Annotated in this window: 24 protein-coding genes and 2 pseudogenes; 19 read left to right on the top strand and 7 right to left on the bottom strand. The window is 44.0% G+C overall.

Translation table 11 applies throughout. The features are described from left to right. The first annotated feature begins 113 nt into the window (after positions 1-113). From HXW94_RS03980 to HXW94_RS03920, 13 genes are all read left to right on the top strand, one after another. On the top strand, positions 114-836 hold the full coding sequence (locus tag HXW94_RS03980) for an EI24 domain-containing protein (RefSeq protein ID WP_178365605.1): 723 nt from the start codon (positions 114-116) through the stop codon (positions 834-836). After that, positions 833-1,231 (top strand): cereblon family protein, encoded by a 399-nt coding sequence (locus HXW94_RS03975; protein ID WP_178365604.1) that lies wholly within the window; start codon positions 833-835, stop codon positions 1,229-1,231. The genes HXW94_RS03980 and HXW94_RS03975 overlap by 4 nt, the downstream gene beginning before the upstream one ends. Positions 1,232-1,666: 435 nt before the next feature. Continuing rightward, positions 1,667-4,696, top strand: coding sequence for an FAD-dependent oxidoreductase (locus tag HXW94_RS03970; RefSeq protein ID WP_178365603.1), 3,030 nt, complete (start codon positions 1,667-1,669; stop codon positions 4,694-4,696). After that, positions 4,696-5,124, top strand: coding sequence for a hydrogenase iron-sulfur subunit (locus HXW94_RS03965; RefSeq protein ID WP_178365602.1), 429 nt, complete (start codon positions 4,696-4,698; stop codon positions 5,122-5,124). The genes HXW94_RS03970 and HXW94_RS03965 overlap by 1 nt, the downstream gene beginning before the upstream one ends. Positions 5,125-5,242: 118 nt before the next feature. After that, positions 5,243-5,935, top strand: a complete 693-nt coding sequence (locus tag HXW94_RS03960) for a methylenetetrahydrofolate reductase C-terminal domain-containing protein (protein ID WP_178365601.1) — start codon at positions 5,243-5,245, stop codon at positions 5,933-5,935. Next, positions 5,935-6,858: a methylenetetrahydrofolate reductase gene (locus tag HXW94_RS03955; protein WP_178365600.1), complete on the top strand. Its 924-nt coding sequence runs from the start codon at positions 5,935-5,937 to the stop codon at positions 6,856-6,858. The genes HXW94_RS03960 and HXW94_RS03955 overlap by 1 nt, the downstream gene beginning before the upstream one ends. 192 nt (positions 6,859-7,050) lie before the next feature. Beyond that, on the top strand, positions 7,051-7,455 hold the full coding sequence (locus HXW94_RS03950) for an iron-sulfur cluster assembly scaffold protein (RefSeq protein WP_178365599.1): 405 nt from the start codon (positions 7,051-7,053) through the stop codon (positions 7,453-7,455). A gap of 161 nt (positions 7,456-7,616) precedes the next feature. Continuing rightward, a complete protein-coding gene (locus tag HXW94_RS03945) occupies positions 7,617-8,006 on the top strand; it encodes a hypothetical protein (protein ID WP_178365598.1) in 390 nt (129 codons plus the stop codon). 17 nt (positions 8,007-8,023) lie between these two features. Continuing rightward, complete coding sequence (locus tag HXW94_RS03940) at positions 8,024-8,725, top strand: hydroxyacylglutathione hydrolase family protein (protein ID WP_178365597.1); 702 nt, start codon at positions 8,024-8,026, stop codon at positions 8,723-8,725. A gap of 16 nt (positions 8,726-8,741) precedes the next feature. Then, the gene (gene speD, locus HXW94_RS03935; protein ID WP_178365596.1) at positions 8,742-9,581 is read left to right on the top strand and encodes an adenosylmethionine decarboxylase; all 840 of its coding nucleotides are present in this window, start codon (positions 8,742-8,744) and stop codon (positions 9,579-9,581) included. Further along, entirely contained in the window at positions 9,581-10,453 is an 873-nt protein-coding gene (gene speE / locus HXW94_RS03930; RefSeq protein ID WP_178365595.1) for a spermidine synthase, read from the top strand. Before speD ends, speE begins: the two co-directional genes overlap by 1 nt. Further along, on the top strand, positions 10,450-10,875 hold the full coding sequence (locus HXW94_RS03925) for a GNAT family N-acetyltransferase (RefSeq protein WP_178365594.1): 426 nt from the start codon (positions 10,450-10,452) through the stop codon (positions 10,873-10,875). Before speE ends, HXW94_RS03925 begins: the two co-directional genes overlap by 4 nt. A gap of 22 nt (positions 10,876-10,897) precedes the next feature. Then, a complete protein-coding gene (locus HXW94_RS03920; protein ID WP_178365593.1) occupies positions 10,898-11,881 on the top strand; it encodes a DUF2156 domain-containing protein in 984 nt (327 codons plus the stop codon). A 6-nt stretch (positions 11,882-11,887) separates the two neighbouring features. Here the strand turns inward: HXW94_RS03920 and HXW94_RS03915 are convergent, their stop codons facing one another. Together HXW94_RS03915 and HXW94_RS03910 are read right to left on the bottom strand one after the other, a co-directional pair. Further along, entirely contained in the window at positions 11,888-12,241 is a 354-nt protein-coding gene (locus HXW94_RS03915; protein ID WP_178365592.1) for a flagellar basal body rod C-terminal domain-containing protein, read from the bottom strand. A 141-nt stretch (positions 12,242-12,382) separates the two neighbouring features. Continuing rightward, positions 12,383-13,087, bottom strand: a complete 705-nt coding sequence (locus tag HXW94_RS03910; protein WP_178365591.1) for a putative metalloprotease CJM1_0395 family protein — start codon at positions 13,085-13,087, stop codon at positions 12,383-12,385. A 239-nt stretch (positions 13,088-13,326) separates the two neighbouring features. Here HXW94_RS03910 and HXW94_RS03905 point away from each other — a divergent pair. Together HXW94_RS03905 and HXW94_RS03900 are read left to right on the top strand one after the other, a co-directional pair. Beyond that, positions 13,327-13,463: pseudogene (locus tag HXW94_RS03905) on the top strand (IS4 family transposase); the annotation flags it as partial. A 141-nt stretch (positions 13,464-13,604) separates the two neighbouring features. After that, positions 13,605-14,867: a DUF2254 domain-containing protein gene (locus tag HXW94_RS03900; protein WP_178365590.1), complete on the top strand. Its 1,263-nt coding sequence runs from the start codon at positions 13,605-13,607 to the stop codon at positions 14,865-14,867. A gap of 32 nt (positions 14,868-14,899) precedes the next feature. On the opposite strand, the pseudogene HXW94_RS20270 reads toward HXW94_RS03900, so the two are convergent. The 5 genes and pseudogenes from HXW94_RS20270 to HXW94_RS03875 all read right to left on the bottom strand — a co-directional run bounded on the left by HXW94_RS20270 (position 14,900) and on the right by HXW94_RS03875 (position 19,590). Then, positions 14,900-15,840, bottom strand: a pseudogene (locus HXW94_RS20270) (IS1595 family transposase). A 138-nt stretch (positions 15,841-15,978) separates the two neighbouring features. After that, the gene (locus HXW94_RS03890; RefSeq protein ID WP_178365589.1) at positions 15,979-16,206 is read right to left on the bottom strand and encodes a hypothetical protein; all 228 of its coding nucleotides are present in this window, start codon (positions 16,204-16,206) and stop codon (positions 15,979-15,981) included. Further along, positions 16,181-16,432 carry a hypothetical protein gene (locus tag HXW94_RS03885; RefSeq protein ID WP_178365588.1) on the bottom strand — a complete coding sequence of 84 codons (252 nt, stop codon included), beginning with the start codon at positions 16,430-16,432 and terminating at the stop codon, positions 16,181-16,183. The genes HXW94_RS03890 and HXW94_RS03885 overlap by 26 nt, the downstream gene beginning before the upstream one ends. A 139-nt stretch (positions 16,433-16,571) precedes the next feature. Further along, the gene (locus HXW94_RS03880) at positions 16,572-18,053 is read right to left on the bottom strand and encodes a sigma-54 interaction domain-containing protein (protein WP_178365587.1); all 1,482 of its coding nucleotides are present in this window, start codon (positions 18,051-18,053) and stop codon (positions 16,572-16,574) included. A 58-nt stretch (positions 18,054-18,111) separates the two neighbouring features. Next, positions 18,112-19,590 carry a B12-binding domain-containing radical SAM protein gene (locus tag HXW94_RS03875; RefSeq protein WP_178365586.1) on the bottom strand — a complete coding sequence of 493 codons (1,479 nt, stop codon included), beginning with the start codon at positions 19,588-19,590 and terminating at the stop codon, positions 18,112-18,114. Between the two features lie 1,278 nt (positions 19,591-20,868). Here HXW94_RS03875 and HXW94_RS03870 point away from each other — a divergent pair. The 4 genes from HXW94_RS03870 to HXW94_RS03855 all read left to right on the top strand — a co-directional run bounded on the left by HXW94_RS03870 (position 20,869) and on the right by HXW94_RS03855 (position 21,967). After that, on the top strand, positions 20,869-21,192 hold the full coding sequence (locus HXW94_RS03870) for a BON domain-containing protein (RefSeq protein ID WP_246293725.1): 324 nt from the start codon (positions 20,869-20,871) through the stop codon (positions 21,190-21,192). Positions 21,193-21,229: 37 nt separating this feature from the next. Beyond that, a complete protein-coding gene (locus HXW94_RS03865; RefSeq protein ID WP_178365585.1) occupies positions 21,230-21,562 on the top strand; it encodes a putative quinol monooxygenase in 333 nt (110 codons plus the stop codon). Between the two features lie 18 nt (positions 21,563-21,580). Continuing rightward, complete coding sequence (locus tag HXW94_RS03860) at positions 21,581-21,745, top strand: DUF1328 domain-containing protein (RefSeq protein ID WP_178365584.1); 165 nt, start codon at positions 21,581-21,583, stop codon at positions 21,743-21,745. A 72-nt stretch (positions 21,746-21,817) separates the two neighbouring features. Further along, a complete protein-coding gene (locus tag HXW94_RS03855; RefSeq protein WP_178365583.1) occupies positions 21,818-21,967 on the top strand; it encodes a hypothetical protein in 150 nt (49 codons plus the stop codon). The last annotated feature ends 636 nt before the right edge of the window (positions 21,968-22,603 follow it).

Below are 22,603 nucleotides of genomic sequence, written 5' to 3'. Positions count from 1 at the left end.
CTAATTATAGTAAAAAACAGTATTTAATATACGCGCGCTGCGGGCATGTTTCAATTGGAAAATAAAACTCGATCATCGCGTAAAATAAGTTTGGGATTTCAAGGAGAAAACACATGGGATTGATTGCAGGTCTTCAATACAATATCAAGGGGGTTGCGCTTTCGTTAACAACACCATCACTTTTAATTCTCGGGCTGATAAGGTTTGCTGTTGTCTTGCTGTTGGCCCTTCTTTTATCCGGCATGGTACTTTACTGGCACAATGACATTTTTTCCATGATATGGCAGATGCCCGAGTCCCGGTGGCTGATCTGGCTGTGGCACATTGTCTCCTGGATTCTGACATTTGTTTTGATGGCACTTTCCATGCTGGCCGCCTATTTGATTTCCCAGATTTTTTTCTGTGTTTTTATCATGGATTATATGTCCCGGATCACAGAGCGAATGGTGCTTGGGCAGGAAGCCCCGGGTGCCGATACATCCATATTCGAGGTGTTTTTGTATCTGATTCTCCAGGAAATTCCCAGGGCGGTGGTGCCTGTATTGATATCGGTTGCCTTGATGATTATAGGGCTGTTTACCCCTTTAAGTCTTGTTATTATCGCCATTTCATCGGTGGTGGCAGGTGTTTTTCTGGCCTGGGACAATACAGACCTTGTCCCTGCCAGACGCATGGTGCCGTTTAAAGCGCGGTTTGAATTCTTAAAGAAAAATTTATTTTTTCACATCGGGTTCGGCCTGTTGTTTCTTGTACCCTGGGTCAACATCATTTTTCTTTCATTTGCTCCGGTCGGTGCTACATTATATTATATAGATAAAGACAAAAAAAACATATGACGGTAGAATTAATTTGTAAAGAAACAGACCGGCAAACACAGGAAAAAAGTGCACCTGGGGCTCAATCAACGATAGAGCCGGTGATTTTATGCAAAAACTGTAATGCATTTGTGACAAAACCTCAATTTGCCGTCCATACGGAAGAAAATGGGTTCTCTCAAACCTTTGCCAATCCGGCCGGATATGTATTTGAGATCGGTTGTTTTGCCACAGCGCCCGGTTGTCGTGAAGGGTCTGCGCCGTCCAACGAGTTTTCATGGTATCCCGGATATGCGTGGTGCATCGGCATATGCCGTAATTGTATTTCCCAGCTTGGATGGGTTTTTCTGCCTCTCCGGCAAGGCCGGGGATCAAAATTTTACGGGCTGGTTCTGGACCATCTTATTTTTCCGTAATAAGTAATCATTTTACATGTGATTTATTATCTGATATAGAATCTTTGGTTAAATAAAATATAGGTAGATAGCAGTTCCACCGTGCCTTGAGGGTACCTAATTTTGACTGCTCAATGCCAGATCGAGCAGCATTAAATAAGATTAAGGATATTGGCTATGAGTTTTCGAAAAAAACTTGTTCTCAAGAATTTCGCTGTTCCGATAATTTCTTTTGAAAATATCAATAATCCTTTTTGTGATACCCGCAGCCGACAATTTTATGACCATTTCGCTGTTACATCGTTGTCATACAGAAGCAGCGCTGTACAGCAGGGTATTGGCACAATCCGTTGATGATCTAGGCAAGAAAGCATCCATTGCCTGTTTTGTATATATGATACACGTTTACAGGAGATGGATACACATGGATATTAACTGATAACGTTAAGGTTACACATGCAAAAAATTAAACAAGACGAAAAACGCGTGCTCGTCATTGGCGGTGGCGTTGGCGGCATCAAGGCGGCCCTTGATCTTTCCGAATCCCGGAAAAAGGTCCTGCTCATTGATTCCGACTATGCCATTGGTGGATTAATGACCCAGCTGGACCGCACTTTTCCAACCAACAATTGCGATTTGTGTACAGTTTCTCCCCATCTGTCCGCAGCAAGCAGGGAAAAGTTTCTTGAGGTCAGCACCATGACAGAGCTAACCAGCCTGTCCGGAGAGGCCGGTAATTTTACGGCCACATTAAAAACCGCTCCCCGGTTCATTGACATTGACAAATGCACAGCCTGTGGTGAGTGTTTAAAAAAATTTCCAGAAGCCGTTCGGTTTAACCCGGGACTTGACCCCAGGGCGCCCACCTGTATGCGGTATCCCCAGGCTACACCCTATGCCTATTCCATTGATATGGAAAAGGTAGATGATGTCGAGGCGCTTAAGGCTGTCTGTAAAGCCGGGGCCATTATACCCGATGACACTGAACAGGAAACCCAGATCAATGTAGCCTCTGTTGTCCTGAGTGTGGGCGCAGAGATGTTTGACCCAAGTGTTCTGGATAACTACGGTGGTGGTAAATTTGATAATGTGCTTCCCGGTCTTGAATATGAACGGATTATGTCCGCATCCGGACCTTTTCAGGGCAATCTGGTAAGAAAATCTGACCAGCAGCGGCCGAAGAAAGTGGCTTGGATACAGTGTGTGGGCTCCAGGGGCATTAATGTAGACGATGTTCCCTATTGCTCAAGTGTATGCTGCATGTATGCCCTTAAAGAGGCCATCGTGACCAAGGAGCGTTTTGGTGATGATATTGAAACCACCATTTTCTATATGGACATGCGGACTTCCGGTAAGGATTACGAGCAGTACTTTAATCGTGCCAAAGAAGATTTCGGTATCCGTCTGATCCGGTGCAAGCCCCATACCGTCATTGAGCTGCCGGATAAATCACTTGAGATCACCTATGCCAGAGAAGAGCTGTCAGCCATGGAGAAAGAAGAATTTGACATGGTTGTGCTCTCCACCGGTTTTAGACCCAGCCAGAAAACCATTGATCTGGCCGGTGCAATCGGCATTGATTTAAACGAACACAATTTTGCCAAATCCGGCACCATTGACCCTGTGACAACCTCCAAAGACGGTGTGTATGTCTGCGGTGTGTTTGAAAGCCCCAAAGATATTCCCGAAACCATGGTCCAGGCCTCAGCTGCCGCCTCTTTGGCGGGTATGACCTTGGATAGCGAGGAATGGGTTAATGAACCTGTCAGCCTTTATCCGCCCCAAAGAGATGTTGACGGCGAAGCGCCCAAAATCGGTTTCTTTGTTGTTGACTGTGACGGAGAAATTGATCAGGCCCTGGATATTGATAAAATTTTGGAAAATGCCAAAACCAATCCTGATGTGGCAGTGGCAGAGGCATTTAAGCTGAGCTGTTCCTTTGAGGCCATGGAAAAGATTGAAGGCCTGATCAAGGAACACAACCTGAATCGGGTGGTCATTGGTTCCGGTTCCCCCAGGATCCAGGAAAGCATGTTCCAGGACATGCTCAGACGCGCAGGGCTTAACCCCTACCTGCTTGAGCTTGTTAATTTAAGAGACCAGAATGCCTGGGTACATAATGACGCCCCGGCCAAATCCCTCGAAAAAGCCTTTAGGCTGGTTCAGATGGGTATCTCCGGTGTCAGAAAAGCAAAACCCCTGACTGAAAATATGCTTCCCACAAGCCAGAATGCCCTTGTAGTGGGCGGTGGTGTCACCGGTATGACATCGGCACTTGAACTGGCTGATCAGGGTACGCTTACCTACCTGGTGGAAAAAGCCCCGGTACTGGGCGGCCAGGCATTGAACCTGTCTCAAACCATCGAAGGTGATGATGTGGCAGCCTTTGTCAAGGGTCTTGTGGACAAGGTGTCTGCCCATGAAAATATCAAGGTGTTTACTGACGCAGTCGTTGCAGAACACACAGGTGTGCCCGGCAAATTTACCACCGGCATTAAAACCGGCGCGGACAGTGCGTGTGAACAGATTGATCATGGCGTTACCATCCTTGCCACAGGCGCAAAGCCCAACCGTCCTGCCGTATATGGCTTAGGTGAACTCGACAACGTCATGACCCAGCTTGATCTTGACGCGGTCCTTGAAAACGATGAAAGTAAAATCAAGGCCATGGAACAGGTGGTTATGATCCAATGTGCCGGTTCCAGGGAAGCGGATAACCCCAACTGCTCACGGATCTGCTGCCAGGCAGCCGTTAAAAATGCCCTGCGTCTTCTGGAAGTAAACCCTGATATTGAGGTGTTTGTACTTTACAGGGATATGCGGACTTACGGATTCTGGGAAGATTATTACAAAACAGCCCGGGATAAAGGTGTGAAATTCATTCGTTTTGACCTTGAGCACCGTCCGGTTGTCCGGGAAGAAGCGGGCAAGACCATCGTCCGTGCCCATGATTTCATCCTGGGACAGGACATTGAGATTGAAGCCGACTGTGTGGCTTTAAGCACCGGTTTTGTTGCCGACGCGGATACCAACAACGAATTATGCAGCCTGTTCCATCTGCCCAAAACCGAAGACGGGTTCTTTCTGGAAGACCATGTGAAACTCAAACCCGTTGACATGGCACTTCACGGATTCTTTTTGGCCGGTACGGCGCACTCTCCCAAGGTGATCCGTGAAAGCATCACCCAGGCCCATGCCGTTGCAGGCAGAGCCAGAACCATGCTGGCCAACAAAGAGATTACCCTGGGTGCTGCCTATGCCACGGTTGATCCGGTCATGTGCGCGGTCTGTCTGATTTGTGTCAGAGCCTGTCCTTACGATGTTCCGTTTATAAATAATGAACGGCACTCAGAAATTGATCCGGCCAAGTGCCGCGGTTGCGGCATCTGTGCTGCCGAGTGTCCGGCCAAGGCCATTCAGTTAAGGGCCTGGGAAGATGACCAGATAATTGCTAAAATTGATGGTTTATTTGAGAGGTATAACTAATGGATAATTTTGAACCGGAAATTGTGGCCTTTTGCTGTCATTATTGTGGATATACCGCAGCAGATATGGCTGGTACCAGGCGGATTTCATATCCGTCTAATGTGAAAATCATACGGGTTCCCTGCACCGGTAAAGTAGATGCCATTCATCTGATGAAAGCCCTTGAAAAAGGGGCTGACGGTGTATATATAGCGGCTTGTCTGGAAGGGGACTGCCATTTTAAAGACGGTAATCTGCGTGCAGTCGCCCATGTGGAAAAGATCAAAAAAACCCTGGAAGATCTGGGTTGGGAGCCCGAACGGGTGGCCATGATGAACTTTTCCGCAGCCATGGGTCAACAATTTGCCCAGGCAGCTGAAGAATTTACCGAAAAGATTAAAGCTTTAGGGCCAAGCCCGGCCAGTCAGGCAACAAGCAAGGCTGTTTAACTAAATGCGGTCAATGCAATCTAATCTAAATGATTTTTGTTGCATATCCTTGCTTTGCCGGACATATGAAATAAATTTAACGGGTTATTTTTTATATAAAATTTTTGGAGATTAAAACATGATAACAGCAGAACAAAAACCCCTGCAGGAAATTCTCGGGTATATTGCGCCCTATGAAAAAATACTTGTGGTCGGCTGTAACGAATGCGTTACCGTTTGTGCAGCAGGCGGCAGAAAAGAGGTGGGACTTCTGTCTTCCGCCATTCGCCTGAACAGTGCCAAAGCGGGCAAAAAGATCGAGGTTCTGGAGCATACCCTGGAACGTCAATGCGATCCGGAATATGTTGACCAGCTCGCGGAACTGGCCGGCCAAGTGGACGCCGTTGTTTCCCTGGCCTGTGGCTGCGGGATTCAGACCGTTGCTTCCCAGTATCCGATTCCGGTTTTCCCGGGTGTGAATACCAAATTTATGGGCGCGTCCGAAAGCCAGGGTATCTGGGCTGAGCGCTGTATGGGTTGTGGTGACTGCATGCTGGGGATCACCGGCGGCATCTGTCCCATTGCGCGTTGTTCAAAAAGCATCATGAACGGCCCCTGCGGCGGTTCGGTCAACGGGAAATGCGAGATCAGCCCGGATGTGGACTGTGCATGGCAATTGATCTGGGATCGCCTGGTTGAACTGGGTCTCCAGGATCGTTATGAAGAACTGGTTGCGGCAAAGGACTGGCGGCCTGCAGGCGGCGGCGGTCCTAGAAAAATTATCCGGGAGGACTTGGCGTCATCCAAAATTATCACGGAGGACAATGCATAATGAAAACTGAAAGCAGACTGGAAAAAGTACTGGCCTCAGGCCAACTGGCTGTAACCTCTGAAGTTGGTCCTCCCAGAGGCTGTAATATTGATATTGTCAAAGAAAAAGCCAACATGATCAAGGATCATGTAGACGGCATCAACATCACGGACAATCAGACCGCCATGGTCAGAATGTCCTCTATTGCCGCCGGTGTTGCGCTTAAACAGATGGGACTTGATCCCATTATCCAGATGGTATCCCGGGACAGAAACCGTCTTGCCATGCAGGCTGACATCCTCGGTGCTTATGCCCTTGGTTGCAACACCATGCTTTGCCTGTCCGGCGATCATCCCCAGTTTGGCGACCACCCCATGGCAAAACCCGTATATGACATTGACTCTATTAATATGATTAAAATGGTCAAAGATATGCGCGATGAAGCCAAGTTCCAGGGGGGCGCAGATATTACGGAACCGCCCAAAATGTTCATTGGTGCGGCTGCCAATCCCTTTGCCGATCCCTTTGAACTACGTGTGATGCGTCTGGCTAAGAAAGTGGCGGCTGGTGTGGATTTCATCCAAACTCAGTGTATTTTTAACACCGCTAAATTTGAAGAGTGGATGAAACAGGTAGTTGACCGCGGCCTGGATGAGAAAGTGGCTATCCTTGCCGGTATCACCCCCATGAAATCCCTGGGCATGGCTAAATATATGAAGAGCAAGGTGCCCGGCATGGATATTCCTGATGAGGTTATCGACCGTCTTGCCGGTGTGGATAAAGACAAACAAGCCGAAGAAGGCATCAAGATGGCCATTGAGCAGATGCAACGCCTCAAGGAATGCAAAGGCGTAAAAGGTTTCCATATTATGGCCATTGAATGGGAAGAAAAGGTGCCCGAACTTGTAGAAGGCGCAGGCCTTTCTCCCAGACCTAAGGTTTAAAAGGTGACATGCTGATGTAGCTGTTGTGCCGACACAAGGCATCGCTGCTTCATAGATGTTTAAAATAAAAGCAGACCGGGCAGGATTTCCTGTTCGGTCTGTTTTTTATAATTAGGAATATGATATTTATAAAGAAGGTACAAAGAAGCATTTTTATAACACAAACGATATTGTTTAAGGAGTTGTATTTTCATGGAAAGCCCGGATTTTTGGAACGTTCACTCTCTTACACTAATTGAAATGGCCTACGAAGCAGGTTCCAGAGAGCGACTTGAAAACCCCGACGGATACGGGACTCGGACCGGGGTGTGTGGAGACACTGTAGAGTTTTTTATCATGGTTGACCACAAGAATTGCCTGAGTTCTATTTCCTTTGACTTCGATGGCTGCGTGTATACGGCAGCATGCTGCAATTCCGTGGTCCGTCTGGCGCTAGGTCATTCTGTTGATAATGTTTGGAATATCACTCCGGATATGATTATCGATTATCTTCAAACTTTGCCTGAAGACCATTATCATTGCGCCGAGCTTTGTGTTGGTGCTTTCTATCTGGCATTGACGGATTACCAGAATAAACAATCCGAAAAGAAAAGTTGAAAACAGTTTCAATTGACAACCCTTCTTTATCAAATAATAATAGGGTTATACGTTATTCTGGTGTAATCATGTTTGAGATAAATATTCTGGTGTCTGGATGTTTGACAATCATAAAACCATTATTAAAGTAGAAAGTAGATAAAAATCCGGGAGGAGTGAATATGGCAAAAAAAATGACTATTTTTGATGCCGTAGAGGCGTTTGAGGTAGATGATCTGTATGAAGACATTCTTGATGCTTATGAAGCCGATTTTTATGCCCAGTCTGAAGTAAACGCAGATCTTAGGGATTTGCTTGAGGAGCATGAGGAAATTTATGAGTTTTCAGCAGATGAGGATGACGATTATGCTGAAAGCTTTGAACGAAATCTCAAAGAAGCCATCAGTATGATTTTTGATGATTACGGCCTTGATGTGCAACTTGATGATCCCTTCATGGATGTGGGAGATGATATTGACGTGTATGATGATGAACCTTTAGGCGACAGTCCGGGGCGGAATGAGAATAAAGGTGACTTTGACGAAGATGAAGATGAAGATGAAATTTTTTAAGATATAGGATTGCGTAGTTGGATATTCAACAGTTTAAATACAGTGCCGACAATTTGGGTTACCTGGTTTATAGTGAAAAATCCAGTATCGCCATTGACCCTGGGACACCAGAGGATATGGCAAAATTTGCCACAGAAAAAAATATTCCCATTGATATTGTCACCAACACCCATACCCATGCCGACCACACCCAGGGAAATAATGCCCTTCTCAAAATAACGAATGCGCGTTTTATTGACTGTACAACACTTTCACATGGTCAGGTTCTTGACCTGAAAGACGGAACCGGACTTGAGGTGATGCTGACCCCCGGACATACCATGGATTCGCTTTGTTTCAAAGGGGACGGGTTTATTGTGACCGGTGATACGTTGTTCAACGCCACGGTTGGCAATTGTTTTTCAGGAGATCTTGAATCTTTTTTTAACTCGTTAAGGCAGTTAATGTCTCTACCCGGTGATACCCTGATTTATGCTGGACACGATTATGTTCTTGAGTCTTTGAAATATGCCAAAATTATTGAACCGGATAATCCGAATTTAAACGGGTATGCATCGTCCTATAATCCGGACCATGTTGTTTCCCGTCTGTCTGAAGAACTCAAGGTGAATCCCTATCTGCGTTTTAATACGTCATCCATGATTGAACGGCTTAAAGAAAAAAATCTGCCAAGAGAAACCCAATTTCAAAGATTTTCTTCTGTTATGGAAATCTTCTAACTATTCGGTTAAAAAATTGCTTGATAAAAACAAAAAGCGAACCGTCTGTCATCCTGATCCGGGTTTTGCCTTGGGGCGACATATTACCATTGAATATTACGATTGCGCATCCGATGTCCTGCTTGATAAGGATCGGGTTGAATCAATTCTGCTTAAAGCGGCCCGGGAAAGCGGGGCCACAATTATCAACAGTTCCTTTCATCAGTTTGAACCCCAGGGGGTGTCGGGTGTTATAATTATCGCCGAATCCCATTTTACGGTTCATGCCTGGCCCGAGCATGATTATGCAGCCGTCGATATTTTTACATGTGCAGATAATATTGATCTGGACACAGCCATTCATTCCATAGAAGCACAATTTTCATCCCGGCGGGTCGTCATCTCCTCGGATCAAAACAGGGGCGTACTGCCGTCCGGGGTCGGAGGTTGTATGACAAACAGTGATGAAAAGGTGATGGATAAACGAACACTTCCCATCGTCTGGAAAAAAGTGTACGAAAATACAAATCCTTGGGGAATGTCCACATCTGTTGATGTATATGGTTGCAGTCCTGATATGATAAAAGATCCGGATTGTATAAAAAACTTTGTCACCAGGGTGTGTGGAATGCTTGCTATCATCGACACAGAAAATGCGCCTTTGGTTTATTATGATGAAACCGAAACGGCAACTGGTTTTTCTACGACACGATCCATTGAACCGTTTGGTATATCCGGACATTTTGCCCGTGTAACAAATGCCGCATACCTGGATATTTTATCCTGCAATAAATATGAGCCGCGTGAATTGGCAGAATTCTGCCTGTCATATTTTCGGGGCAGCCACTATAAAATGCAGGTGGCTTTAAGACATTAATGACAAATTCAGGCATTATACATAAAGGATGGTTTTCAGAAATTTGTCCCATGTGGGAAGGTATTGCCGTTTCTCTGAAAGTGGATAAACTTCTTTACAGTAAAAAAAGCAGATTCCAGCAGATTGACCTGTACCAGACCCGCTCACACGGCCGGATGCTGGTACTCGACGGTATCATTCAGTTAACGGAACGAGATGAGTTCAGTTACCAGGAAATGATGGCGCATCTGCCCCTGTTTTCCCATCCGAACCCTGAAAATGTGCTTATCATTGGCGGGGGAGACGGCGGCGTTTTGCGTGAGATTAATCGTCATGATGATGTCTGCGTTATTGATTTTTGTGAAATTGATGAAGAGGTCATTAATGTTTCAAAACGATTTCTGCCGTCCATGGCCTGTGGGTTCGACGATCCCAGGGTTACTGTTCATATCAAAGACGGGGCTGCCTTTGTCCGGGACCACCCTGGTTGTTATGATGTCATTATTGTTGACTCCTCAGATCCGGTTGGCCCCGGAGAAGTTTTGTTTGAAAATCAGTTCTACCAGGATTTAAAGCGGGCACTTAAACCCGCCGGTCTGATTGCCACCCAGGGCGAATCCTTTTTCCTTCACCCGGACTGGGTTGAAAAATTGATAGGCATTGCACGGTCTTTGTTTCCCATATATGCCTATGCAAACATTATTGTCCCTACATATACCGGTGGTCACATCGGTGTATGTATGGGATCTTTGGGGCCAAAACTTGTAGCGCCGGCACGAACAGTGCCACAAGTGCTCCAGTCCCAGCTTAAATATTATAGTTCAGGGGTGCACCGTGCGGCTTTTGTGCTTCCTTATTTTGCAGAGAAAATACTGAAAGGCGAAGGTATATGAGGACAGAAAAGCTTAACGGGCTTGAGATAAAACTTGTGCGCACTGTTCCTGTGGATCAGTTTCAGGCCTTATATCAGGATGCCGGGTGGTGGCAGGACGATTATAAAATTACAGATACCTTTTTGCGCCGGATTCCTGAGAAATCAGCATTATTTGCAGGTGCTTTTCTGGAAAAAAAATTAATTGGAATGGGGCGGGCTCTTTCCGATCTGTGCAGTGATGCTTATATTCAAGATGTGGTTGTGCTGTCTGCCTACCAAAAACGTGGTATCGGCAGCCTGATCGTGAATTTTTTGATCGAGGAACTTAAAAAAAGGGGCGTGGACTGGATTGGATTAATCGGTGAGCCCGGAACCCGCGTATTTTATGAAAATTTAGGATTCCGGCAGATGAAGAATTACATCCCCTTTAAACTTGAATAACAGCCATAAAAAAGGAAAAACAATGATATGCCATAGCCACCAATCAGCCTCCTACAATACACCGCCAATGGTTGGTAACGGTGCGGATGCCTTGCAGTCTGAGCCGAATATATTAAAGCCTGGAAAATTTGATCTGGAAACCCGTCCCCTGATCCTTGATTTCCTAAGCCATTACCCACCCTGCTCGTGTGAATACAACTTTGTCAATCTTTTCTGCTGGCAGAATCTGTACCGATATTCATGGTTTTTTTATAAGGACAGCCTGGTTATCCATGATGATCGCAGCCAGGCCCTGTTCATGCCCTTAGGAGAGGATCTGGAACCTGAAGAATTGTTTGCCCTTTCAAAAAAGGCTGTTGCTGCAGGGCTGTCTGGAAGTATCGGACTGGTGCCTGAATCTTATGTGGATATCTGGCAGGATCTGGATCAATATTTTAGTATTACTGCTGACCGGGATGCGGCAGAGTATGTTTATCTGACAGAGGAGCTGGCAGAGTTAAAGGGCAATAAACTGCATAAGAAAAAGAATCTCATTTCCCAGTTTAAGCGTGCGTATCCAGATTATTCCATAATCCCTATAAATGATGAGAATTGCAAAGATGTGATGCAGTTTGAACAGCGTCTGCTTGCCGGCAGGCCTTCTGTCCCCCGCTCTCTGCTTGATGAATCCGATGCCATAGCTATGGCCTTTTCCCATTGGAACGATCTAGGTTTGAGCGGACTGATGCTGCTGGTCAAAGATGAAATTGCAGCGTTTGCTGTTTTCAGCCCTCTGTCCTCTGATACCTGGGGTGTTCATTTTGAAAAATCAGATGTCTCTTTTAAGGGCGCCGCTCAGATGATTAATTATGAAACTGCCGGATTTCTGAAAGGGACCACACGATATATCAACCGGGAACAGGATCTTGGAATTCCGGGGTTACGCCAGGCAAAATTGTCATATGTTCCCCATGCGTTAATCGAACCATATTTTATGGTGCCGAAACTGGAATTAAAATTCCATTAGGGGCGGTTATCCAATGATATCCAATACGGTTCCGGTTGTTTCATCATAGGCCTGAATTATTTTGGCGTTGGCATCAAATCCGTTCTGGGCTTGCATCTGCACAACCATTTCTTCTGCAATGTCTGTATTGGATAATTCCTTTAAGGAACCGTCGTTTTTAAGGGGGTCTTTAACCCGTGGTCCATTTTCCTGGTTTTGGGAGATAGACGTTTGTACCTGTCCGTTGTCTGCTTCGACATTATACGCTTTGTCCGCCTTGAACTCGTCTAACAGGGAGTTAGCAACATTGTTTGAAGAAACCGATACCTGGTTTGAAAAAGCCTGTAACGCTGAAGCATTGTTCTGGATGCTCATATTCATGATTTTTACTCCGATTTATAACAATTTACGTCTAACAATATCAAAAATTTATCTTTAGGACCATGTAAATTTTAAAATCCAGCGCATCTATGGCATATTTAATTCTGACCATGGGCCTTACGCGAACACCGGGTTTCTTTTTCAGATAGCAAGGTGAAATGAATTTTGAGTTTCCTGACTGGTTATGCTCTCTGTTTTGGTATACGCATCAGAAACATGCTGTTGGGTATAAGCAGACACTGCTGTCTCCATTTGCTTGGCCTGCTCATCTGCTTTAAGCTGTGTGATTTCAGCCATGGCTTTTGCTGTCATGGATGCGGCCTTGGATGCTACTTTCAGATCTTGGGAGGATGGTTGGGCAGGGGCTAGTGCCGCAGCACGAACCCGCTGCATTTTCTGCAATGTTGCCTCGGGGTCTCCAGGTTCGGGGGACGTGTCAATACCGACCTCTCCGCCCACTGCATATTTTTTTCCGTCGGGGCCCTGCTGGTAGGAAAAGGTGGCTCCCGAGGTGATATACTGGCCGCCTGCGGCAATATGGGCCATTTCGTGAGCCCGAACTTCGGCGTCAACTTTTTGAAGTTCTTCGACAAGTCGTTTCTCGTCCTGGGTAAGCCTTGATTCTGCATCGGACTCTGATGGTTTATCTTCCTGCCCGGCGGCTTCATCTTCCTGGGTCAGGGAAACCGAATCAACTTGTTCTTCACTGTCAGACAGGGCTTTACCGGCCTGTGTATCCTGTGTCCGGGATTCGGCCCCGGGGGACGAAGATATTAGATCAGATCCCTGTTCAAGGGCCGACTGATATGTATAATAGCTGTTTATTCTCGGCGCCTGAATATCCATAACGCTTCCCTTAAATGATATATCCTCTAATATACCAATTAATTCTGAAATTTCAATCGGTTTATGAAACACTACAGGGCAAACGCATTTAAATTGTATTGACTCCAAGCACTTTCATGAGTTAAAAATTATCCCATTCTGCCTGCAGGCATTTGACATTCATGCTTTTTTTCATACTGTTTTCCTGCTTCAGCAGGTTTGTCTGCTTCAGCAGGTTTGTGGCAATGTGGCGTACCTAAAAAGAACACTTAAAAGTTTACCATCTGAGATAGCCCGCAGTGAGTATGGACTCATGGTTCAGATACTCGGAGGCCTTATCACATACTTGCTGATGGCCATATACTGGCGGGAACAGTTTAATGAAAAGGTTTCAATTAAAACTCGATGATCGAGTAAAAGGGTCCGACAATTGCTGTTAAAATTGGGTACAAATCTTGAGCAAACTAAATTCGGAAATTTAGACACCCCACTACTAACCTAACCGGCGCGACTACCGAACGTTAATAGGAGATTTAAAATGTTTGAACGATTGAGATTTCTTTATAACCGTATCGGCGAAAAACTTTGGATTAAGCCACTTGTCACCTGCGTGTTCTCAATAATGATTGTGTTTCTGATAAAGCAAGTGGATTATTACGAAATCGATCAGTTTTTTCCCGAGGTTAATAAAAACTCGATAGAGATGTTGTTGTCTATTATTGCCTCAAGTATGCTGGCAATTGCCACCTTTGCTGTCGGATCAATGGTCTCGGCCTATAATTCAGCCAGCAGGACTGCAACGCCGCGCTCTTTTCCGCTGATTATTTCCGATGACGAATCCCAAAATGCACTTTCTACCTTTATCGGCACATTCATTTTCAGCGTCATCGCACTTATAGTTTTAAAGAATGAATATTACGGCAAATCAGCTCGTTTTATGATATTTGCTTTGACATTAATTGTTCTTGGTGTGGTTATTGTTACCTTTGTTCGCTGGGTTGACAGTATTGCCCGTCTTGGGCGTCTCAGCAGGATCATCAATAAGGTGGAAAAAGCAACAGATGATGCTTTGCAGCGAAAACGATTAGCACCCACCCTGGGTGGTGTTCCTACGGGGCAGCTTAAACCTGTGGGACAGGTCGTTTATGGAAATTCGATTGGATATGTCCAGCGCATAGACATGACTGGCTTACAGGGTACTGCAGAAAGATTGCAGCTGCAGATTATGGTGGATGCTTTGCCCGGAACCTTCGTAGCGCCAGGCAGGGCTCTTGCATATGTGACCACAGATTCGCGAAGCCTGTCAGAAAAAGACACTGGTCAGATAGCGAAAATGTTTTTGATCGGTGGAGACAGGACCTTTGATGAAGATCCTCAATTTGGCCTCGTCGTCCTCTCAGAAATTGCTATTCGAGCATTGTCGCCCGCCGTCAATGATCCCGGTACCGCAATCGATGTTATCGGGACGCTTGTGCGGCTTTTTACGCATTGGAGTAAAACCGTTGAAGATGATGACAGTCGAGACTTTAAATATGATCGGGTAATGGTGCCGGAAATATCATTATGGGACATGTTTGATGATGCCTTCAACGCCATTGCCCGTGACGGGGCTGGCGCCATTGAAGTAGTGGTGAGATTACAAAAGGCCTTTCATGCGCTGGCATTAATCGGAGACCCCAAAATTCGGGAGGTGGCAATGTTTCAAGCCCGCTTGGCACTTGCCAGGGCTGAGCTATCACTGGATCTCCCAGAAGATCTCGATATTGCAAGGAACGCAGCCAAACTTGTCGGGACCTTTTGACAAAATCAAGGCTCTTGTCGCGTTTTGGGGTCTTACTTAATCATCACCTCAATAAGTGAGTGAAGCAGGGATTTTCCTCGTTTGCCAATATTATGAACGAATTCGAAAAATCCGAGGTAAAAAGGAAGTTTCTCCTGTGAGATACCCCGATGTGGGCGAATCCAGCTTCGGAGTAATGACCAGAAGCCTTCCATTGTATTCACATGGACTTCATAAAACCCGTCTCCATCATCGTCTCTGGCATATTCACCGGCTCCATGATTCACACTTTCATGGTCATATCCCCATTCATCCAACCGGTTATAAATGGCATACTCATCGGTATAGACCAATGTTCCTGGTTGTATAGTGGCCTTTATTAAAGGCTCAATGGTGGCCTGCCGGACATTGGGGAGCATTTGAATCACAACTTGCCCACACCGTTGTATCATCCCGAAAATAGGTGGTTTCTCTTTTTCCAGCGTACCACGCCCTCTAGCACCCTTTAATCGGTTACGGCGACCATCTCGGCCTTTTTTTGATACAGCCTCGGGGTTGCCTTTGTGCCCTGCAACGATATACACCTCATCGCACTCAACCTCGCCCTGAAGGGTTATCTGAGGTTTTTTTTTACCACGCCTTCGCGTAGCTGAGCAGCCATATTGTGAACATCTCCACGATTAAGGTCCAACTCTTTGGAAATTTGGTTGTTGGACAAATTCAACCCCATGAAATAAAGGCACAATATCCACACTTTAAGGGGTTGGTGATGTCCGGCAAAAATGGTCCCGGTGAGGTCGTCGAAGCGTTTTCCGCACTCTTTGCATTCATAGCGCTGTTTGGCGGATTCCCTATCATCGAAACCTTTTTTGATTGTGTTTATGGAATCACAAAACGGACACTTACGTATTTTTGGCCAATGCAGCTCACGAACGGTTTCATAGCATTGTACATCATCTATCAGGGTCTTGATATTTACCTTCATTGGCTCCAGTCCGATTGTAAATCGTTAATAGCAAGGCGAATACCTACCATCATAAAGGTCCGTAATGCAAGTCAAATCTTGCTTTTTATTACTAAAATTCACAAGACCCCAAAACGCGACATGAGCCATTTTTAATTGAGGCGACATCTATCCTGACACAGGGGGCCCTGCCGGAACAATCCCCTTGTTCTCCTTGACATCCTTAATCAAATGGTTGTGGACCTCAAGAAGAGCGCTCTCGTTATTGGCAAGTCTTGCAAGCAAACGTTCCGGAAAATGCTTTTGGGTCAATGTGTGCAAACCCGCCAGAGTTTTACCGTGTTCTTTCATCTGGGAAGAACTGAACAGCTCAGACCGCAGAGGTATTTCGCCCATGTGGCCCTTGGATGGGGTTAAAATTATGGACCGTCTCCCTATCCTGTGGGACAGCTTCATAAAAATGGATTTGATGCTCTGTAGCATAACCGGCAATTTCCTTTTTTTTCTTATTCATGGTTTGATCGCTGAGTAACCCAAATTGCGATTTTTGAATGATCGTCGCAATATAAAAACAATTTTGTTGTTCAATTGCGCTTAAGGACTCAAATAAGTTTACACTCAAGTTTCGTTCCAGGTCTTTGACCATCAACCAGGCATGCTTCAGACTCGATAATCCAGTTTTTAGGAAATTTGTTCAAATTCAAGGCCGAAACAATTTTTAAACAAGCTCGTAAGATAGAAAAGGCATGGATAATCTATAGTCAGGATCTGGTAATGTTTAATTTGCGCATACGGCCGCGCAGGGTGCTGCGGTTAAGGCCGAGAATCTGGGCGGCGCTGTTGCTACCACTGACTTTCCAATTGGTCTGCTTAAGCACACCCACGATATAGTCGCGTTCAATTGCTTCCAGAGTTTTTAGATTTTTACCTAAATGTTTATAGGATTTTCTAAGATCATCAACCAGGTGAAGTTTTGAACTGGAAGAATTGATAACCGCTCGTTCAAGTACATTTTCCAGTTCACGGACATTGCCGGGCCAGTGATAATTTTCAATGGAGCTCATAACTTTTCTGGGAATATGATCAATGGTTTTTCCCAGTCGCCTGGATATCTTCTGAACATAAAAATCTACCAGCGGGGGGATATCTGTTACTCTTTCTCGAAGCGGAGGCATGGTAATCGGAAACACATTCAATCGATACCAGAGATCGGCTCTAAACCGCCCATCTTCAACCTCTTTCTCAAGATTTCGATTTGTTGCCGTAATGATTCTTACGTCCACCTTGATGGTTTTTGGATTTCCCAACCGTTCAAATTCACCATCCTGGAGAACACGAAGCAGCTTTGACTGCAGTTCCAGGGGAAGTTCGCCAATTTCATCCAAAAAAAGAGTTGCGCCATCGGCAACTTCAAATCGCCCCAGTTGTCGCCGGTCAGAACCGGTGAAGGCTCCTTTTTCATGACCGAACAATTCACTTTCTATGAGATTGGCTGGCAATGCTGCGCAATTGACTTTTACCAGAGCTTTATTTTTTCGTTTACTGGAACCGTGAATGGCCCTGGCAATAAGTTCTTTACCGGTTCCGGTCTCCCCAAGAATCAGAACAGTGGTATTGGTCTGGGCTATCTGCTCAACCTTGTACAGGACATATTTGAGCGTATCACTGCTGCCGATAATCTTCTCATGGTTGTATTCCAGTTTAATTTCTTCTGTCAGGTATGCCCGCTCTGCTTTCAGCTGTTCTTTGAGCTTTTTTATTTCACACATAGCATCTTCTGCAATAAGCTTTTCATCCTCCGCTGCCTGTTTGGCTCTCTTGAGCTCGGCAGTCCGGGTTTTAACCATTTTTTCAAGATGTTGTTTATCATGTTCCTGTTCGGTTATATCTTCTATGCCTAACAGGATAAACTGCTTATGATTGACATCTTTGTAAATTCTTCCGGCTTTTAGATGCATTATTTTCGGACCGATGTGTTCAAAATTATGCTTTATTTCAAAATTGTTGAATATGTTATTTTTTGAAAGAATTTTTTCAAGCAGTTTTCTTAGTTTGGGGATATTCCATTGTCCGCTAGCAAGATCATAAATCAAGACCCCTTCAGTATTTTCAGGTTTCAAGCTGAAGGTTATGTAAAAAAAGTGATTGGCTTTAACAACTTTTAAATCAGAATCAAGCAGTAAAAGCGGTTCATCGGTGAATTCCAAAACTTTGGTGAAAACTTCTAAAAATAATTTAGGCATGAAATATCCTTTAGAAATTATCTTCAAAGAATCTATCTCTGATGAAACAATTCCGCTTTTAATAAATATATCGCTCGCATATTTTCCTGTAATGAAAGCCATATATGGACAGGGCTAATGCTGTTGAAATAAGCTTTGGTTTTCTAATCAAGGTCCAGATGATGAGATACCAGAAATGAAAACGTTCTTTACCTATAATGCCTATCCTCACTGCAGAACGAAAAATGGATAGAAAACGCTGAAGGTTTAAAGGCTCAATCACCGCAGGTGCTTTGAGTTCTTTAAGAAGGATTCTGACCCGTTGGTAGTAGTGTTTCGGTGAATAAATCTGTTTCATGATCAATTGATATCCCTTCGACAGGTTCTCCATACCCATTTTGGGAACAATATTGGTAGTACCGTTCACATTATCGCCGGAAAATTGTTCGGATAGACGGTTCTGACCTTCAAGCCGCTCAAAAAGCCGGGTTCCCGGAATGGCCTGGAGCATTCCAACCATTGCCGTCACTATCCCGCTTGTTTGAATAAAATCGATCTGCTTCTGAAAAATAGAGGGCTTATCATTGTCGAATCCAACAATGAATCCTCCCATTACCTGTAGCCCGGATCGGTTAATCCTGGAAACACTCTCCAGCAAATCTCTGTTTATATTCTGGTTTTTCTTGCATTCTTTCAAAGACGCTTCATCCGGGGACTCAATTCCGATAAACACAGAATCAAAACCCGCCTTTACCATCATCTCCTGGAGTTCTTCGTCATCTGCCAGGTTAATGGACGCTTCCGTGTAAAAAGCGCATCCTTTTTTATCCTTTCTCCACTGGATAAGCGCAGGCAGCAGTTCTTCTTTTAAAAACCGTTTGTTGCCGATAAAATTATCATCAACAAAAAAAATACTGCTCCGCCAGCCCAAAGAATAAATATTATCCAGTTCAAGAATGATCTGATCCGTTGTTTTTAACCGTGACCTGTGGCCGAACAGAGTTGTTACATTGCAAAAATCACAGTTAAACGGGCACCCTCTGGAAAACTGGATACTCATGGATGCATAGTTCTTAATATCTAATAAATCCCACAACGGAAAAGGGGTTTGGGTAAGATCACAGAACCCTTCGGCTCTGTAAACTCTTTTAGGTTGATCCTTTTCAAGATCAGACAAAAATTGTGGCAGGGTAAGTTCGGCTTCACCAAGAACAAGATAGTCAACGTCCTTGAAATCATCCGGCTCAGCTGTAAAAAGCGGTCCACCTGCAACAATGGGTACGTTCAATGATTTGCACCGGTCTATGACCTGTAAAGTGGATTTGCGCTGCACTGCCATGCCCCCGATAAAAACCAGGTCTGCCCATAAAATCTCCTTATCTTCCAAGCGGTCGACATTTATGTCCACAAGACGTTTGGGCCATTCCCCGGGTAACAGGGATGCCACAGTGAGAAGGCCCAATGGAGGAAATGCGGCTTTTTTCCCGATAAAACTTATAGCGTATGTGAAAGACCAGAAGGTTTCGGGAAATTTGGGATAAATCAACAAAAGATTCATTCTAATTATTTCCTTTTCTTTTGGTTTTGACAGCTTCGACAAAAGCCGTTTCCATTCCCATTTCCACGGTCCTGTCAAAGGTCTTTTTAGAATTTACAATATCGTTTTCTGTCTTTTGTTTTTTTATATGAAAGTCAAAATAACTTATTGAATTACTATCATGTTTCGTTTTGGGTTGAGTCTGGGTGTTGATAGACCAAGTCAGCCCATGGCTGTCAAACAGAAAACAGAATTTTTTGCCATTTAAGACTGTAAAAGGGTGTTGAAATAGACCGCATTATTTACAATAAAATCAGAGGGTTATCTTTAAAATCGTTGAAGTCGTTGCTTTTAAGTAATCCATTGATTTTACATGAAATAATGGTCAAAATAAGACTTTCGATTTCAAGACCCTTTGTAAGACTTTCTTTTTTTAATTATTATAGTGTATCATCCAACCAGGCGTCAACAAAACAGAAAAATATAAAAAAACCCATATAGGGCCTATTCAAAATAGGTGTTATTTATGTGAAACTCACTTCAAAGGGGCGTCCTTTCGGTATCATCCTCTCCTCCTGTTTTTTTACGCATCATTATCATCATCATCTTATACCCCGGATGATGTCATATGGTGCCGGGGGCCTGCCAGGCCGATCGTTTTATCTACATGTTAACCAGGATTCGTGTATCTTTTGCGGGATTTGTGCATCCTCTATTTATCAAAAAAAACCGGGGTTAAGAATCAAAATTCACGATTGTCGAGGTCTGTATACTGCAGATCTGAATTCTCCCCTCGTTATCTGCTGGATCAACGAAATTTCAAGACCCATCGTTATGCCTTTTTTTTCAACCGATTTGATTCTATACCCATTCTTTGAATAAGTGTTAACCCGGCACCTGGTTTATATTTTTCCAACCTATTATTGAGGTCTTCGTCGCATCTTTCTTTTTGTGATTATATTATCAACGTGTAAATTTAGCTACTCATAAAAACTTGATCATCGAGTTTGAAGCGAATTTATCGAATTCTGAGTGATCTTATCATCAACAAATCTCTCAATTTGTCTGTTTAACCGCAATTGAATTTGGCTGACCTTTACCTTTTTACCTGGACTTATTGAGAAGTTACAAAAGATCTGGTACGAAATTTGAATGGAAATTAAATGGATATGGAAAGTGTCCTGTGAGTGCTGGTATTTGTGAGTTGCTAAACCATCGGAGTGGTTATACATATTCTGATCGTGATTGTTATTATCACAATACTGGTCAATATTAATTATGTAATAAAGGATTAAAATTATGGTGACAATGATGAAAACAACTGTAATAAGACATTGTCTTATCGGACTCCTTCTGGCTGCGTTTATTGCTGGATGCGGGGGGGCATGGAACAAGGAAAGTACTGGAGAATATGTTGATAATACTGTTCTTACCACCAAGGTTAAAACGGCAATATTCAATGATCCTATGCTCAAAGTTCTTCAAATAAATGTAGAATCATTCAAGGGGGTTGTTCAATTGAGCGGTTTCGTGGATTCTAAAAAGGCAGCGGACAGGGCTGTAGAAATAGCACGCTCAGTAACGGGGGTCAAATCTGTAAAGAACGACTTGGTCATCAAGTAATTATTTGGTAATAAAGAGTCTTTGATGGGGTAACCCAATGATTATACTCAAAATAAACCTAACCGTGCTTGCAGAAAAACAAAAGGAATTTTTGCAGACCCTTCTTTCATTGATCGAGTCGATAAAAAAAGAAAAAGGATGCAGCAGCTATGCCCTCTTTTATGAAATCACAGACAAGAACAGCTTTTGTATCATGGAAGAATGGACAAATCAAAAAGATTTGAATCATCATTTAAAATCGTTTCGGTTCGGTGTGTTGCTTGGGACAAAACCTCTTTTATTGAAACCGCCAATTATCCAAATCTACACACCTATCGATATTCGAGGGATGGTTTTTGTTGAAGCTATCAGAGCCAAAGAAAAAGAATAAAATAAAAGGAGTAAGATTATGCTTTCCTGGGCAATATTTTTTTTAATCGTTGCAATCATTGCAGGTGTACTAGGTTTTGGGGGCCTTGCCGGTACTGCCATCGGAATTGCAAAGATACTGTTTGTTGTTTTTTTAATTCTGTTTGTTGTATCTTTGATATTAGGCAGACGGCCGAGTGTCTGATTCCTTGTCTGTAAAAAGGGGCGTCATTCTCCTTGAAAACAGACATTTGTCAACAAAAAGGAGGTGATTAATATGCCAAATAAAAATGGGACAGGACCCAAAGGCCAGGGTCCGAAAGACGGTCGTGGCGAAGGCAAGGGAAGAGGTAAGAGCCCTGGTCAAGGTCCGATGACTGGAGGGAAAAAGGGAAATAAGGAAAATAAGGAAAAAACCAAAAAGTAAGCCGGATTTTAAAACGAGAATTGATGGCTTGCGAACAATTCAATGAGCGCAGACTAAAAAGGCCGGGACAAAGATTGTTGTTTATTTTTATGCATTGTTTCCCGGCCTTTTTTGGCCGGTTATGCAAAGTATTTTGTATGAAAAATAAAGAACAACATGGATTAAGATAATTTGATGGTTCTAAGCCCTTTTTCATTGGTGAAATTAAGAGTCTGCTCAGGGAACCGATGGTTCATCGGCTGTCGTTGTTTTCGTCCCTGGTACATGGCCTGACTGGAGTAGGTGCATGACGACCGGACGATCGGATTCGGACCCTCCATAACACCTAAGAAACCAGTAAAAGGTCGAATATGACCATCGATTATATATGACCTTTTTTATAAGGAGCTTAACATTACACACCATCGCTTATGAGCCTTGGACTTAATTATGATAATGTAAATGGTCCTTTTCTGTAACTTGTAGAAACGATGGCATAAAGCAAACCTGCCGTGCATGGAACAGGTGAAGGGCGCATTCCCATTTTCCCGGTTACCGTAGGCAGATTATTCGTAAATGCTGAAAACATTGCAATTCTTTAATAATACATATAAAAACAATTAGTTGTATCAAAAAATAGACCCTGTAATCCCATTT

Origin of the sequence: Desulfobacter latus, assembly GCF_013389365.1 — a bacterium.
Classification (GTDB): domain Bacteria; phylum Desulfobacterota; class Desulfobacteria; order Desulfobacterales; family Desulfobacteraceae; genus Desulfobacter; species Desulfobacter latus.
This window is presented reverse-complemented; position numbering and strand designations above follow the sequence as displayed.